This window comes from Streptomyces sp. NPDC001480, from assembly GCF_042894725.1.
Taxonomy (GTDB): Bacteria; Actinomycetota; Actinomycetes; order Streptomycetales; family Streptomycetaceae; genus Streptomyces.
In genome coordinates, this window is record NZ_JBIAVX010000008.1 from 77,978 (window position 1) to 92,435 (window position 14,458).

14 protein-coding genes and 1 pseudogene are annotated in these 14,458 nt (G+C 70.3%); 7 read left to right on the top strand and 8 right to left on the bottom strand.

What is annotated here, in order from left to right:
* Positions 1–73: 73 nt before the first annotated feature.
* Positions 74–1,705, bottom strand: coding sequence for a D-alanyl-D-alanine carboxypeptidase/D-alanyl-D-alanine-endopeptidase (gene dacB, locus ACFY01_RS20740; RefSeq protein WP_390737183.1), 1,632 nt, complete (start codon positions 1,703–1,705; stop codon positions 74–76).
* Between the two features lie 79 nt (positions 1,706–1,784).
* Here dacB and ACFY01_RS20745 point away from each other — a divergent pair, with 79 nt between their 5' ends.
* Positions 1,785–2,276: an inorganic diphosphatase gene (locus tag ACFY01_RS20745; protein ID WP_046730908.1), complete on the top strand. Its 492-nt coding sequence runs from the start codon at positions 1,785–1,787 to the stop codon at positions 2,274–2,276.
* 120 nt (positions 2,277–2,396) lie between these two features.
* The gene (locus tag ACFY01_RS20750) at positions 2,397–4,058 is read left to right on the top strand and encodes a threonine/serine exporter ThrE family protein (RefSeq protein WP_390737184.1); all 1,662 of its coding nucleotides are present in this window, start codon (positions 2,397–2,399) and stop codon (positions 4,056–4,058) included.
* 3 nt (positions 4,059–4,061) lie between these two features.
* Here the strand turns inward: ACFY01_RS20750 and ACFY01_RS20755 are convergent, their stop codons facing one another.
* Positions 4,062–5,021, bottom strand: coding sequence for a DedA family protein (locus ACFY01_RS20755; RefSeq protein WP_390737185.1), 960 nt, complete (start codon positions 5,019–5,021; stop codon positions 4,062–4,064).
* 140 nt (positions 5,022–5,161) lie between these two features.
* Between ACFY01_RS20755 and ACFY01_RS20760 the strand changes: the two genes are divergently transcribed.
* Complete coding sequence (locus ACFY01_RS20760; protein WP_361446074.1) at positions 5,162–5,527, top strand: YbjQ family protein; 366 nt, start codon at positions 5,162–5,164, stop codon at positions 5,525–5,527.
* 16 nt (positions 5,528–5,543) lie between these two features.
* Here the strand turns inward: ACFY01_RS20760 and ACFY01_RS20765 are convergent, their stop codons facing one another.
* On the bottom strand, positions 5,544–6,305 hold the full coding sequence (locus tag ACFY01_RS20765) for a MerR family transcriptional regulator (RefSeq protein WP_390737186.1): 762 nt from the start codon (positions 6,303–6,305) through the stop codon (positions 5,544–5,546).
* A gap of 112 nt (positions 6,306–6,417) precedes the next feature.
* Between ACFY01_RS20765 and ACFY01_RS20770 the strand changes: the two genes are divergently transcribed.
* Together ACFY01_RS20770 and ACFY01_RS20775 are read left to right on the top strand one after the other, a co-directional pair.
* On the top strand, positions 6,418–7,707 hold the full coding sequence (locus ACFY01_RS20770; RefSeq protein ID WP_390737187.1) for an ion channel protein: 1,290 nt from the start codon (positions 6,418–6,420) through the stop codon (positions 7,705–7,707).
* A gap of 41 nt (positions 7,708–7,748) precedes the next feature.
* Positions 7,749–9,161 (top strand): glutamate decarboxylase, encoded by a 1,413-nt coding sequence (locus ACFY01_RS20775; RefSeq protein WP_390737188.1) that lies wholly within the window; start codon positions 7,749–7,751, stop codon positions 9,159–9,161.
* Positions 9,162–9,177: 16 nt separating this feature from the next.
* On the opposite strand, the gene ACFY01_RS20780 is transcribed toward ACFY01_RS20775, so the two are convergent.
* From ACFY01_RS20780 to ACFY01_RS20790, 3 genes are all read right to left on the bottom strand, one after another.
* Positions 9,178–9,714 carry a DinB family protein gene (locus tag ACFY01_RS20780; protein ID WP_390737189.1) on the bottom strand — a complete coding sequence of 179 codons (537 nt, stop codon included), beginning with the start codon at positions 9,712–9,714 and terminating at the stop codon, positions 9,178–9,180.
* Between the two features lie 101 nt (positions 9,715–9,815).
* On the bottom strand, positions 9,816–11,276 hold the full coding sequence (locus ACFY01_RS20785) for an aldehyde dehydrogenase family protein (protein WP_390737190.1): 1,461 nt from the start codon (positions 11,274–11,276) through the stop codon (positions 9,816–9,818).
* A 180-nt stretch (positions 11,277–11,456) separates the two neighbouring features.
* On the bottom strand, positions 11,457–12,281 hold the full coding sequence (locus tag ACFY01_RS20790; protein WP_390737496.1) for a helix-turn-helix domain-containing protein: 825 nt from the start codon (positions 12,279–12,281) through the stop codon (positions 11,457–11,459).
* 332 nt (positions 12,282–12,613) lie between these two features.
* Between ACFY01_RS20790 and ACFY01_RS20795 the strand changes: the two genes are divergently transcribed.
* On the top strand, positions 12,614–13,126 hold the full coding sequence (locus ACFY01_RS20795; RefSeq protein WP_390737191.1) for an ATP-binding protein: 513 nt from the start codon (positions 12,614–12,616) through the stop codon (positions 13,124–13,126).
* Positions 13,127–13,219: 93 nt separating this feature from the next.
* Here the strand turns inward: ACFY01_RS20795 and ACFY01_RS20800 are convergent, their stop codons facing one another.
* A complete protein-coding gene (locus tag ACFY01_RS20800; protein WP_388793180.1) occupies positions 13,220–13,489 on the bottom strand; it encodes a DUF397 domain-containing protein in 270 nt (89 codons plus the stop codon).
* Positions 13,490–13,648: 159 nt separating this feature from the next.
* Positions 13,649–13,798: pseudogene (locus tag ACFY01_RS20805) on the bottom strand (SRPBCC domain-containing protein); the annotation flags it as partial.
* A gap of 156 nt (positions 13,799–13,954) precedes the next feature.
* Here ACFY01_RS20805 and ACFY01_RS20810 point away from each other — a divergent pair.
* Positions 13,955–14,443 (top strand): hypothetical protein, encoded by a 489-nt coding sequence (locus ACFY01_RS20810; RefSeq protein ID WP_390737192.1) that lies wholly within the window; start codon positions 13,955–13,957, stop codon positions 14,441–14,443.
* Positions 14,444–14,458: the final 15 nt, after the last annotated feature.

Below are 14,458 nucleotides of genomic sequence, written 5' to 3' on the forward strand. Positions count from 1 at the left end.
GTGCGGGGCGGGGTTCGTACGGCGTGCCGCCGTGCCCAGGCGCCGCACGCGGGCGGGTGCCGATGCCGGGGCACTAGTCGCAGCCGCAGCCCGCCAGTGCCGTGGCCGTGCGGTCCAGGGCCGCCTGGGCCTCGGACGGGTCCTTGGTGTCCGAGGCCAGGAAGGCGAAGGTCAGGAGGCGGCCGTCGCGGTCGACCACCGTGCCCGCGAGGGTGTTGACGCCGGTCAGCGTGCCGGTCTTGGCGCGGACTACGCCGGCCGCGCCGTCGGTGTAGCGGTCGGCCAGGGTGCCGGTGAAGCCCGCGACCGGGAGGCCGGTGAGGACGGGGCGGAGTTCGGGGTGGGAAGGGGATCCGGCCTTGGCGAGCAGGGCGGTCAGCAGGTCCGCCGTCATCTTGTCGTCGCGGTTCAGGCCGCTGCCGTCGTGGAAGTCCGCTCCGGTGACCGGCAGGCCGAGCCTGGTCAGCCGGGCGTCGATCGCCGCGGCGCCGCCGTCGAAGCTCGGGCGTCTGCCGGTGGCGAGGGCGGTCTGCCGGGCCAGGGCCTCGGCGATGTCGTTGTCGCTGTTGGTCAGCATGCGTTCGACCAGGGCGGACAGCGGCGGCGAGGAGACGGTGGCCAGGGTGGTCGCACGGCTGGTGGCCTTGGAGGGGCCGGGGGACGTCGTCTTGATCCCGTCGTCCGCGAGGAACCCCGCGAACGCGGCCGCCGCGGTCTTCGCCGGGTCGGTCACCCGGGTCACCGGACCGCTGCTGGAGTCGTCGGTGCGGCCCTCGTCGGCCATCAGGGCGCTGACGGGGGCGAGGTTGTCGTTCACGCCGATGGGATGCAGCGCGGAGCCCGCGTACAGGGTGGCGTCGTACGAGAGCGTGACCTTGTGGACGCCGCGCTTCTTCAGCGCGGCAGCCGTGTCCCGGGCCAGCGCGCGCAGGCTCGCCCAGCCTCCGTCCTCCTTGTGTGCGGTGAGGGTCGGGTCGCCGCCGCCGACCAGGACGAGCTCCCCGGTGTCGGGCAGGAGCGCGGCGCGGGTGGTGAGGCGGTGGTCGGCGCCCAGGGCGGACAGCGCGGCGACGGCGGTGGCGATCTTGGTGGTGGAGGCGGGGGTCATGGCCCTGTCCGCGTTGGCGTCGTACAGGTGCCTGCCGGTGGCCGCGTCGACGACCGACGCCGTGTGGACCCTGCCGAGCGCCGAGGAGTCCAGGAGGGGGCCCAGGAGGTCCCTGACGGCCTTTTCGGCGGGCGCCGACTTCACGGTCGTCGCGGTGCCGCCGAGGCCGGTCAGGACGGCCGCGGCGCTCGGGGCGGGGCGGGGGCCGTCGGCCCTCGTACCGGAGCCGTCGTCGTGATCTGCGCCACCTGCCCGCTCCTGGGCGGTTGCCCGCTCCCGCTCGGCCGTACGCTGACCGTCGGCGTCCCAGGGACCCACGGCGGTCACCACACCGGCGGCCAGCGCCAGTCCGGCGGTGGCGGCGCCCGCGGTGTACCGCCAGTTCCTCGGGACCGCCGGCCGGGGAAGCGCCGGGAACCGCGTGAGGGACGCGGGCGGCGTGATCCGTGCCAGCCGTGGTCCCACGGCCCGCGTCACCCGCGCGACCCGCGGTTTCGCGGCCGTCACGGCCCGTGCCAGTCGCGGTCGTACGGCCTCCGCGATCCGCACCACGTGCGGTCTCGCGGCACGCCAAGGCCTCAGTTCTGGCACGACCAACAGCCCCTTTCGCGATCACACACCTGCGTGAGGGACACTTAATCACCAGAACTATGTGCTGATCATGGAGGAGCCACCGGTGGAGTTCGACGTCACGATCGAGATCCCGAAGGGTTCGCGCAACAAGTACGAGGTGGACCACGAGACCGGTCGGATCCGCCTGGACCGTCGCCTCTTCACCTCGACCGCCTACCCGACCGACTACGGCTTCGTCGAGAACACCCTCGGCGAGGACGGCGACCCGCTGGACGCGCTGGTCATCCTGGACGAGCCGACCTTCCCGGGCTGCCTGATCAAGTGCCGCGCGATCGGCATGTTCCGGATGACGGACGAGGCGGGCGGCGACGACAAGCTGCTGTGCGTGCCGGCGACCGACCCGCGTGTGGAGCACCTGCGGGACATCCACCACGTGTCGGAGTTCGACCGCCTGGAGATCCAGCACTTCTTCGAGGTGTACAAGGACCTGGAGCCCGGCAAGTCGGTCGAGGGTGCCAACTGGGTGGGCCGCACGGACGCCGAGGTGGAGATCGAGCGGTCGTACAAGCGCTTCAAGGAGCAGGGCGGTCACTGACCCACCTGCTGGTTTGATGATCGCGGGCCGCGGCACCCTCAGTGGGGTGGCGCGGCCCGTTCGTATGCCCATGCGCATACTGGGGCCTTGCGGAAGGTGTAGTTCAGGGAGCGTTGAGGAGTGACGGAGGCGGAGGACCGAAAGCCTCGGTCGGACGAGGCGAGGAGCTCGTACGACCCCGAGATCACGTCCGAGTTCGCCGTTCCGGCCGGGCTCGCGGTGCCCAGGACGGGCGGTGAGTCCGAGACGACGTCCGAGTTCGCCGTGCCCCAGGGGCTGGGCGCGCCGCAGTCGCCGAGTCCGGAGCCGGAGGGGTCGGCGTTCAGCACGCCCAGCACCTACAGCGCCGCCCAGGCCCCGCCCGCCTTCACCCCGGCTACCGGGATTCCGGTGGTCAGTCTGGTGAAGGACGCGCCCTGGCAGGACCGGATGCGCGCGATGCTGCGGATGCCGGTGGCGGAGCGGCCGGCGCCGGAGCTGGTGCAGAAGGTGGAGGAGGAGGGTCCGGCCGTCCCGCGCGTGCTGGACCTGACCCTGCGTATCGGTGAGCTGCTGCTGGCGGGCGGTGAGAACGCCGAGGACGTGGAGGCCGCGATGTTCGCGGTGTGCCGCTCCTACGGTCTTGACCGGTGCGAGCCGAACGTGACCTTCACGCTGCTGTCCATCTCGCACCAGCCCTCCCTGGTGGACGACCCGGTGACGGCGTCCCGGACGGTGCGGCGCCGGGGCACCGACTACACGCGTCTGTCGGCCGTCTTCCGGCTGGTGGACGACCTGTCGGACCCGGAGACCCACATCTCGCTGGAGGAGGCCTACCGGCGCCTCGCCGAGATCCGCCGGAACCGGCACCCTTACCCGGGCTGGGCGCTCACCGGGGCCGCGGGGCTGCTGGCGGGGGCGGCCTCCCTGCTCGTCGGCGGTGACGCGATCGTGTTCGTGGCCGCCGCGCTGGGCGCGATGCTCGGCGACCGGCTGGCGTGGCTGTGCGCGGGGCGCGGGCTGCCGGAGTTCTACCAGTTCACGGTGGCCGCGATGCCGCCCGCGGCGATCGGCGTGGCGCTCACGGTGATCCACGTCGACGTGGTGGCCTCCGCGGTCATCACCGGTGGGCTGTTCGCGCTGCTGCCGGGGCGGGCGCTGGTGGCGGGCGTGCAGGACGGGCTGACCGGCTTCTACATCACGGCCTCGGCGCGCCTGCTGGAGGTCATGTACTTCTTCGTCGGCATCGTCACCGGCGTACTGGTGGTGCTGTACTTCGGCGTGAAGGTGGGGGCCGAGCTCGATCCGGACGCGGCGGTGAACATCGCCGGGCGTCCGGTCATCCAGATCATCGCGTCGATGCTGCTGTCGCTGACCTTCGCGGTGCTGCTCCAGCAGGAACGGTCCACCGTGCTGGCGGTGACCCTCAACGGCGGTGTCGCGTGGTCGGTGTACGGGGCGATGCACTCCGTCGGCGGTATCTCCCCGGTGGCCTCCACGGCCGTGGCGGCGGGCCTGGTGGGCCTGTTCGGGCAGTTGCTCTCCCGCTACCGGTTCGCTTCCGCCCTGCCGTACACGACCGCCGCGATCGGGCCCCTGCTGCCGGGCTCGGCCACCTACTTCGGGCTGCTGTCGATGGCGCAGAACAAGGTGGACGAGGGCCTGGTGTCGCTGGCCAAGGCGGCGTCGCTCGCCATGGCCATCGCGATCGGGGTGAACCTCGGGTCGGAGATCTCCCGGCTGTTCCTGCGGTTCGGCTCCGCGGAGGGACGCCGGGCGGCCAAGCGGACGCGCGGCTTCTGAGCGCTACTGGCGGTAGTTGCCCTGGTCGTAGCCGTACGGCTGCTGCTGCCTGCCGTAGTCCTGCGGGTACTGCTGCTGGTCGTACTGCTGCTCGTCGTACTCCTGCGGGTACTGCTGCTGACCGTAGCCCTGCGGGTACTGCTGCTGGCCGTGGTACGGGTCCTGGGGACCGTACGACTGCTGCTGACCGTAAGACTGGGGCTCACCGTAAGGCTGCTGCTGACCGTACGACTGCTCCTCGTACTCCGGGTGTTCCGGCTCGATGCGGCGCAGCCGGGTCGTCGCGTCGTCCATGGCGGGGGACTGCTGGAGCGGCTGGTGCTGTTCGGCGGGCGGGGCGTTCTTGGCCTTGGAGCGGGCGCGCAGGAACTCGATGGCGATCGGGATCACCGAGATCAGGACGATCAGGATGAGGATCGTCTCGATGTGGTCCCTGACCAGCGCGTGCTTGCCGAGCCAGGAGCCGAGCAGGGTGACGCCCGCGCCCCACAGGACGCCGCCGATGACGTTGAAGGTCAGGAACGAGCGGTACCGCATGCCGCTGACGCCGGCGATGATCGGCGTGAACGTGCGCACGATGGGCACGAAGCGGGCCAGGACCAGGGACTTGGGGCCGTACTTCTCGAAGAACTCGTGCGCCTTGGTGACGTTCTCCTGCTTGAACAGGCGGGAGTCGGGCCGGTTGAAGAGGGACGGGCCGACCTTCCGGCCGAACATGTAGCCGGCCTGGTCGCCGAGGACCGCGGCGAGGCAGATCAGGGCGATGGCACCCCACAGCGGGAAGTCCAGGTCGTTCGTCGTGATCAGCAGGCCGCAGGTGAACAGCAGCGAGTCACCCGGCAGGAAGAAGCCGATGAGCAGGCCCGACTCGGCGAAGACGATGAGGAGCAGGCCCCAGACGCTGTACGTGTCGAGCAGATAGTTGGGGTCCAGCCAGCTCGGGCCGAGGGCGAGTGTCATCACGGGTCCGGGCTCCTGAGGGGTGAAGTCGATCGCGGCGTCCTTGTGCGCCCGCACAAAGCTATCAACGCGATGTGTCCGCCCCAGGTTCCACCGGTGCCTCCAGGATGCACTGTGCGGCGACTGGCACAAAGCTGTGAGCCATGGGAATCGACGACTACGGCGGTGGCCAGGGGCCCCAGCCCGACGTGCTGGTGGTGACCACGAACGACGTGCCCGGATACGTGGTCCAGGAGGTACTGGGCGAGGTCTTCGGGCTGACCGTGCGCTCCCGGCACGTGGGCAGTCAGATCGGTGCGGGCCTGAAGTCGATGATCGGCGGCGAGCTGAAGGGGCTCACGAAGACGCTGGTGCAGACCCGCAACCAGGCGATGGAGCGGCTCGTCGAGCACGCACGCGCGCGTGGGGCCAACGGGGTGCTGATGTTCCGCTTCGACGTGACGGAGGCGGCGGACGTGGGCACGGAGGTGTGCGCGTACGGGACGGCGGTGGTCCTGGCCCGGAAGTAGCCCCCGGGCCAGGCGATCACGCGGTGTGACGGTCGGCGTTCGCCAGGATGGCCTCCCTGAGGTGCTCGGCCAGGCCCTCCCGCATGGAGTCGTAGAACGCCTTGAAGCGCTCGTCGGAGACGTACATCTCGGCGAGGCAGCGGTGCATCTCGTACCCGCACTCGTAGTACCACCCGGTGATGTGCTGCCGGTGTTCCTCGGCCAGGTCCATGGCCGCCTCGCCGGCCGGCGGCTCCCCGGCCTCCATCAGGGCGGAGTAGCGCTCGCTCCAGGCGTCGGCCTCGGCCTGTAGGCGTTTCCAGTCGTCCTTGGTGTAGCGGGCGGCGCGGCGCTGCGACTCGGCCCACTCCTCGGTTCCGCCCCAGCGCTGCTCCGCCTCGTCGGCGTACTGCGTGGGGTCCTTGTCCCCGAAGACCTCGAACCGTTCCTCGGGTGTGAGGTTGATGCCCATCTTTCGTGCCTCCATGGCGTGTTCCACGGCCTCGGCCATCTTGCGCAGCTTCTCGATCCGGGCGGTCAGCAGTTCGTGCTGGCGGCGCAGGTGCGCGCGCGGGTCCGCTTCGGGATCGTCGAGCAGGACCGCGACCTCCTCGAGCGGGAAGCCGAGCTCGCGGTAGAAAAGGATCTGCTGCAACCGGTCGAGGTCGCCGTCGCTGTAGCGCCGGTGGCCCGCGTGGCTGCGCTCGCTCGGGGTGAGCAGGCCGATGTCGTCGTAGTGGTGCAGGGTGCGCACCGTGACTCCGGCGAAGCCGGCGACCTGTCCCACTGAGTAGCTCACTTCGTCCGCTCCCTTCTCGGTACGGCCCCAGGCTGGGCCCTCACGCCACGTGAGGTGCAAGCCCACGACGCTTCCGGATGTTCCGTCCGCTTTGCCCACTTATGGTGGGCGGGTGGCCCAGGACACCGCGCCGCAGGCGCCCCCTACCGCGCCGGCGACGCCCGCGCGTGACCTGCTGCCGCTGATCCTGCCCGCGGTCCTCGTCGGCGCCGGCGCGAGTCTGCTGTACCTGCTGGTGAGCGGGCTGGCCGAACGACTGCAGGGCGTCCTTTGGGGGCCGCTGCCCGACGCGCTGGGCATCGGCCCGTACTCCGTGCTGTGGATGCTGGTGATGCTCACCGCGACCGGGATCGCGGTGGGGCTCGTGGTGTGGAAGGTCCCCGGCCACGCCGGCCCCGATCCGGCCACCCTGGGGCTCAACGCCACGGTGATGCCGCCCGTGGTGCTGCCCGGCCTGCTGCTGGCGACCGCGCTGATGCTGGCGGGCGGCCCGAGCCTCGGCCCCGAGAACCCGATCATCGCGGTGAACGTGGCACTCGCCTTCTGGCTCGGCCGCAGGCTGATCCCGCGGTTGCCGGGGGCGACGTGGCCGATGCTCGGGGAGGCGGCGACGATCGGCGCCCTGTTCGGCACGCCGGTGGCGGCCGCGCTGATCTTCTCCGAGGCGCTGGCCGGCCGGCAGCTCAGGGGCGCCCTGTGGGACAACCTCTTCGCACCGCTGACCGCGGGCGCGGTGGGCGCCATGACCACCACGCTGGTGGCCCACCCCACCTTCGACCTCGGGCTGCCCCCGGTCACCGGCCACCCCGGCTGGGGCGATGTGTCGGCCGTGCTGGTCGTCGCCCCGCTGGCCGCGCTGTTCGGCATGTGCGCCGTGTACGCCTTCCCGTACGTCCACAGGGCCTTCCGGCGGCTGCGGCACCCGATGCTGGCGCTTCCCGCCGGCGGGTTCGTCCTGGGGCTCCTGGGGGCCCTGGGCGGCCATCTGACGCTCTTCAAGGGGCTGGCGGAGGTGGAGGAGCTGGCCAAGAGTCCCGACGGCTGGACGGCGGGGCAGTTCGCGACGATGACGGTGGTGAAGCTGGCCGCGCTGCTCGTCTCCGCCGCCTGCGGGTTCCGCGGCGGGCGGATCTTCCCGTCGATCTTCATCGGCTCCGCCTTCGGGCTCACCGCCCACGCCCTCGTGCCCGGGGTGCAGCCGGCGGTCGGCGTGGCCGCGGGTGTGCTGGGCATGCTCCTCGCCGTCACCCGCCAGGGCTGGGTGAGCCTGTTCACGGCCGCGGTCCTCGTGGCCTCACCGACGATCATCGCCCTGCTGTGCATCGCCTCGCTGCCGGCGTGGCTGCTGGTGACGGGGCGGCCCCAGATGCAGTTGCGCGACGACGGAACCTCCATCCGCTGAACCCCGTTCCCTCAGCAAGGCAGGAAGACAGGAAGGCACCCATGGCACTGCACAAAGGCACCGGGAAGCCCGACGAACGCCCCATGTCCGTCAATCCCTTCTTCGGGGAGGCGAACCCGGTCGTCGAGATGACCGAGGCCCCGCCCAAGCACCGGCTCCCCGACGGGCCCCTGCCGCCGACCACGGCCTCGCAACTCGTGCACGACGAGCTGATGCTGGACGGCAACGCCCGGCTGAACCTGGCCACCTTCGTCACCACCTGGATGGAGCCGCAGGCCGGGCTGCTGATGGCGGAGTGCCGGGACAAGAACATGATCGACAAGGACGAGTACCCGCGCACCGCCGAACTGGAGCGGCGCTGTGTGGCGATGCTCGCCGACCTGTGGCACGCGCCGGATCCGGCGGCGGCCGTGGGGTGTTCGACGACCGGCTCCAGCGAGGCGTGCATGCTCGCCGGGATGGCGCTCAAGCGGCGCTGGATGCGGCGCAACGCCGACCGCTACCCGTCGGCGGACGCCCGCCCGAACCTCGTCATGGGCGTCAACGTCCAGGTCTGCTGGGAGAAGTTCTGCAACTTCTGGGAGGTGGAGGCCCGCCTGGTGCCCATGGAGGGCGACCGGTACCACCTCGACCCGCGGGCGGCGGCCGAGCTGTGCGACGAGAACACCATCGGGGTCGTCGGCATCCTCGGCTCCACCTTCGACGGGTCCTACGAGCCGATCGCCGACCTGTGCGCGGCCCTGGACGACCTCCAGGCCCGGACCGGGCTGGACGTACCGGTGCACGTGGACGGCGCGTCCGGCGCGATGGTGGCGCCCTTCCTGGACGAGGACCTGGTGTGGGACTTCCGCCTGCCGCGGGTCGCCTCCATCAACACCTCGGGGCACAAGTACGGGCTGGTCTACCCGGGCGTCGGCTGGGCGCTGTGGCGCGACAAGGAGGCCCTCCCGGAGGAGCTGGTGTTCCGCGTCAACTACCTGGGCGGCGACATGCCGACCTTCGCCCTCAACTTCTCCCGGCCGGGCGCCCAGGTCGTGGCCCAGTACTACACGTTCCTGCGGCTGGGCCGGGAGGGATTCCGGGCGGTGCAGCAGGCCACGCGTGACGTCGCGCGCCAGATGGCCGACCGGATCGAGGCGCTGGGCGACTTCCGGCTGCTGACCCGGGGCGACGAGCTGCCCGTCTTCGCCTTCACCACCGCCGAGGACGTCACGGCGTACGACGTGTTCGACGTCTCCCGGCGCCTTCGGGAGAGCGGCTGGCTCGTGCCTGCCTACACCTTCCCGCCGAACCGGGAGGACCTGGCCGTCCTGCGCGTGGTGTGCCGCAACGGCTTCTCCGCCGACCTCGCCGAGATGTTCGTCGAGGACCTAGGCCGCCTGCTGCCGGAACTGCGCCGGCAGCCGCATCCGCTGACCCGGAACAAGGATGCGGCCACCGGGTTCCACCACTAGAGCCTCGCGCCGGAGCTCAGTCTCCGGCGAGGGCGACCAGCTCGAACGCCGTCTTGCCGTCGAGCGACTCCCGGATGATGTCGGCGTGGCCCGCGTGCCGGGCGGTCTCCCGGATCAGGTGCAGGCAGAGCCAGCGCAGCGAGACGGCCTCGTCCGGCGGGAACCAGGGGTCGTTGGGCAGCGGGAAGGTGTCGTCGAGGCTCGGGGCGGACCGCACGAAGGCCTCCGTCTTGGCCGCGACCTCCTCCCAGTACGCCAGCTGGGAGGCGAGGGTCTCGCCGTCGACCAGCTGGAAGCACTCGTGCCAGTTCGACTCGTCCCGCTTGACCGCCGGCTGCTCGCCCTTGGCCCGGGCCACCCAGCCCTGCTCCACCTCGGCGACATGCTTGACCAGCCCCGCCAGGGACAGCTCACTCGCGCTCGGCCGGCTCGCGGCCTGCTCGTCCGTCAGCCCGAGCACCGCCCGCCGGATGCCGCCGCGCTGTTCGGCGAGGAAGGAGAGCAGCGCTCCACGCTCGTCGCCCCGCACCTCTGCGCTCACGTGAGTGACCATGACCGGCCGCCTTTCGTCGGGTTGGCTCCTGCTGCCTGACACCGACGACGTTACGGACCCTTGCGGTCAGGTTCTGTCCGCGAGCTCCCCGTGTCCCGGAACTAGAAAGGGAACACGCTCCGCCCGTACTGCACCGAGATCCACTTCAGCGTGGTGAAGGCGTCGAGCGTCGTCTCGCCGTTCAGCCGGCCGATCCCGGAGTGCTTCTCGCCGCCGAAGGGGACCAGCGGCTCGTCGTGGATCGTGCCGTCGTTCACATGGAACATGCCGGTGTCGATGCGCTTGGCGAAGGACACCCCTCGTTCGACGTCCGCGGTGTGGACGGCGCCGCTCAGACCGTACGGCGTGTCGTTGACGATGCGGACCGCCTCCTCCTCGCCGTCGAAGGGGACGAGCAGGGCGACCGGGCCGAAGATCTCCTTGTGCAGGAGGGAGGAGCCGGACGGCACGTCCGTCAGGACGGAGGGCTCCACCAGGTTGTCGGTGGTCGAGCCGCGCACCAGGAGTGTGGCGCCCTCGGCCACGGCCTGGTCGATCGCGGCCGAGATGGTGTTCGCCTGGAGGGAGTTGATGACCGGGCCGATGAGCGTCTGCGGGTCGCTCGGGTCGCCGGTCTTGAGCGTTCTGACCTTGGCGACGAACTTCTCGGTGAACTCGTCCGCGACCGAGCGGTCCACCAGGACGCGGTTGGCGGCCATACAGACCTGGCCCTGGTCGGCGTACCGGCTGAAGACGGCCGCGTCGACCGCGTAGTCGATGTCGGCGTCGTCCAGCACCACCAGCGCGCTGTTGCCGCCGAGTTCGAGGACCGTGCGCTTGAGCTGCGCGGCGCACACGGTGGCGATGTGCCGGCCGACCTTGTCGGAGCCGGTGAAGGAGATCAGCTTGGGGACCGGGTGCTCGATGAAGGCGTCGCCTATCTCGGCTATGTCGGTGAGCACCACGTTCAGCAGGCCGGGCGGCAGGCCCGCGTCCTCGAAGAGCTTGGCGAGCAGCGTGCCGCCGCAGATCGGGGTGTCCTGGTGCGGCTTGAGGACGACGGCGTTGCCGAGCGCGAGGGCCGCGGCGACCGGCTTGACGGACAGCAGGAACGGGAAGTTGAAGGGGCTGATGACGCCCACCACGCCGATCGGGACGCGGTAGAGACGGTTCTCCTTGCCGTCGACCGGCGACGGCAGGAACCGGCCCTCGCAGCGCAGCGCCAACTGGGCCGACTCGCGCAGGAACTCCTTGGCCAGGTGCAGTTCCAGCTGCGCCTTCACACGGGTGCCGCCGAGCTCCGCGATGATCATCTCGGTGATCTCGGCCTCCCGCTCCTCCAGGAGGCGCAGGACCTTCTCGAAGAAGACACGGCGGGCGTAGGGGTTGGTCTCGGCCCATTCCCGCTGGGCGCGGGCGGCCGCCCGGTAGGCCTCGTCGACCTCGTCGGTGGTGGCTATGGTGATCGAGGCCAGCTTCTCCCCGTTGTACGGGTTGAAGTCGATGATGTCCCAGGAGCCGGTGCCCGGGCGCCACTCACCGTCGATGTACTGCTGGGCCAGGTCGGTGAAGCAGGACGACATGTGATCCCTCGATCCCTTGCTGCCGAAGCAGTCGAGACAGACACCCGATCAACTGCACGGTCCGATGAGACTGATCACATGTCATCGTACTTGTGATTCAGGGGAGTTGGGGTGCCACCTGGGGATACGACGCCATGAGATGTCAAGGGCGCCTCGTGCCAGGAGGGAGCCCGGGACGGGTCAGGACAGCTGGAGCAGTCCCCGCAGCAGGTCCCGGCTCTCGTCCGGTCCGGGGCTGTCCTGCTGGAGCTCCTTGAGGACCTGCTCGTACTGGGCGACGTCCTCGCGTTTGTCCAGGTACAGGGCGCTGGTCAGCTGCTCCAGGTAGACCACGTCCGACAGGTCGGACTCGGGGAAGCTGAGGATGGTGAAGGCCCCGCTCTCGCCCGAGTGGCCGCCGAAGCTGAACGGCATGATCTGGAGCCGGACGTTGGGCCGCTCGGAGATCTCGATCAGGTGCTGGAGCTGCCCGCGCATCACCTCGCGGTCGCCGTACGGCCGGCGCAGGGCGGCCTCGTCGAGCACGATGTGGACGTCGGGGGCGTTCTCGGCGACGAGGTACTTCTGCCGCTCCAGGCGCAGCGCCACGCGCCGCTCGACGTCGGCGGTGCTCGCGCCCTTCATGCCGCGGCGCACCACCGCGCGGGCGTACTCCTCGGTCTGGAGCAGGCCGTGCACGAACTGCACCTCGTAGGCCCGGATCAGGGAGGCCGCGCCCTCCAGGCCGACATAGGTGGGGAACCAGCTCGGCAGCACGTCGGAGTAGCTGTGCCACCACCCGGCCACATTGGCCTCCTTGGCGAGGGAGAGCAGGGACTCGCGCTCGGCCTCGTCCGTGATGCCGTACAGCGTCAGCAGGTCTTCCACGTCCCTCGTCTTGAAGCTCACCCGGCCCAGCTCCATCCGGCTGATCTTCGACTCGGAGGCACGGATCGAGTAACCCGCCGCCTCGCGCGTGATCCCCCGCGCTTCACGCAGTCGCCTGAGTTGTGATCCGAGCAGCATGCGCCGCACCACCGATCCCGGCTCTCCCGCGCTCACGTTCGCCAGCCTCCCCAACGTCTTCAGGGGCCGCAGTCTGCCACTAAAACACTTCGAGCAGTACTCGTCCGGTTACGGAAACGGAAAGAGACCATTGATTTGGCACAGAAAGTTGCAAGGGAGAGGTGTGGGACGTGCATGAGGTTGGCGGAAAAAATGGCCAACAAGCGGTACGGGGCGGCTCAATTCGGTCTCGTGCACGTGCATCTGCCCTTGCATCTGCTGTGCGCATCCGAAACCATGGTGCAGCGCCACCGCTGCATCGCAACGACCGCGAATTCCCGGGAGTGCCTCGCATGGGGACGAATGGATCGACCATGCTCGAGCCGTTACGGCAGGGCCTTCCGCCGCTGGATCCCGCGGCCGTGTCCAGCGCCGCCTCCTGCGCCCTGCCCGCCCGCTACGAAGCGGTGCGCGAAGCCCGTGGGTTCACCCGCCGGACGCTCGACCAGTGGGACGTGGGCGACCGCTTCGACGACATATGCCTGGTCGTCTCCGAACTGGTGACCAACGCCCTGCGGCACGCGCTTCCGGGCGACGCCGGGCGGTGCCAGGACCAGGCGCCGCCGGTGCGGCTGCACCTGATGCGGTGGACCGAGCGGCTGGTGTGCGCGGTCCGCGACCCCAGCCACGACACCCCGGTCGCGCGCGACTCGGACGACTTCTCGGCGGAGTCGGGCCGCGGCCTGTTCCTCGTCGACTCCTTCAGCGACAGCTGGGGCTGGCACCCGCTGGCCGGCACCCTCAACGGCAAGGTCGTCTGGGCGCTGTTCCGGCTGCGGCCGGCCGAAGTGCCGTCGGGCGACTAACGCGACGCGGCGTCGCCTGACGCCGCGTTTCTACGCGCGTCCACGCAAGCGCTTTCCACATGCGCGGGCGGATGGGCGGCCGGTGCGAACGGATCAGCCGGCTATCAGGTGGTCGAACTCACCGTCCTTGACGCCCAACAGCATCGCCTCGATCTCCGCGCGCGTGTAGACGAGCGCGGGGCCGTCCGGGAAGCGCGAGTTGCGCACCGCGACGTCTCCCCCGGGCAGCCGGGCGAACTCCACGCAGGAACCCTGCGAATTGCTGTGCCTGCTCTTCTGCCAGGCCACTCCGTCCAGCTGCGTGGCAGCCATGCCGTTGTACACGTCGTACCCCCCGTACACGCCGTCAACGTCGCGGTCCACAGGTCGCTCCCCGGTGGTGCACTTGGCTGTTGTGGCCATAGATGCGGTGGTCAACTGACCCGGATCATAACCTTGTTCACGTGCAGATGCATGAGCAGATGCACGTGCACGCGGGGTGTTCCTCCGGTTACAGCTTTGACGAGTGCTTTACCGACCGTTTCACCGAAGCCGTTGCAGCGCCTGCCCCAGAGCTTGTGGGACATGCGAACGCCGGCCCCCGTCCGGATCGAATCCTTCGTGCACTAGGAAGAGACGCGTACCGCGCCCTTACTGTTCCAGCGTCCACGTGTTGGTCCGGTCCGTGGGACCGGCATCACAGCGGATCCGCGCCGGGCACACAGAGTTCCCCCTGGTAAGTACTGGTAGCTTGCTGCGGTCCCGCCGACCGACCGGCGGCCGTTTCCGGCTACAGCTTGGGAGCACGCAGTGACTTCGCCGACCAGGAAAGTGGCGCCGAGGGCGCCCATGAGGGTACGGACAGCGGCCGTGGCGGCGGGGCTGGCGGGCGCGCTGGCGCTGACCGCGTGCGGCGGCGGCGACTCCGAGGACGACTCCTCGACGGCCCCGAGCACGTCCGCCTCGGCCTCTTCGGCCGCGGAAACCGGGGGCGGCACGGGCGGCGTCACGGGATCGTCCGGCAAGCTCCAGGGCAGCTGGCTCGCCACGACCGACGGCAAGCCCGTCGCCCTGATCGTCACCGGCAAGAAGGCCGGGCTGTTCTCGACCGGCGGGACCGTGTGCAGCGGCACCGCGGGCGAGGAGGCCGGGATGGAGATGATCCACCTGAGCTGCGCCGACGGCGGCAAGGACCGGGCGACCGGGATGGTCGACTCGGTCGGCAAGAACTCACTGGAGATCACCTGGTCGGGCAAGGCCGGCAAGGAGACGTACACCAAGGCCGAGGGCGGCAAGCTGCCGTCGGGGCTGGCGACGGCGAGCTTCCCCGCGTCCTGACCGGTGGGGCGTGCG

Coding starts and splice junctions, on each gene's coding strand:
- ACFY01_RS20780 (WP_390737189.1), bottom strand. CDS start 9,714: ATGGTCACTCACGTGAGCGCAGAGGTGCGGGGCGACGAGCGTGGAGCG.
- ACFY01_RS20810 (WP_390737192.1), top strand. CDS start 13,955: ATGAGGGTACGGACAGCGGCCGTGGCGGCGGGGCTGGCGGGCGCGCTG.
- ACFY01_RS20795 (WP_390737191.1), top strand. CDS start 12,614: ATGGGGACGAATGGATCGACCATGCTCGAGCCGTTACGGCAGGGCCTT.
- ACFY01_RS20760 (WP_361446074.1), top strand. CDS start 5,162: ATGGGAATCGACGACTACGGCGGTGGCCAGGGGCCCCAGCCCGACGTG.
- ACFY01_RS20785 (WP_390737190.1), bottom strand. CDS start 11,276: ATGTCGTCCTGCTTCACCGACCTGGCCCAGCAGTACATCGACGGTGAG.
- ACFY01_RS20775 (WP_390737188.1), top strand. CDS start 7,749: ATGGCACTGCACAAAGGCACCGGGAAGCCCGACGAACGCCCCATGTCC.
- ACFY01_RS20790 (WP_390737496.1), bottom strand. CDS start 12,281: ATGCTGCTCGGATCACAACTCAGGCGACTGCGTGAAGCGCGGGGGATC.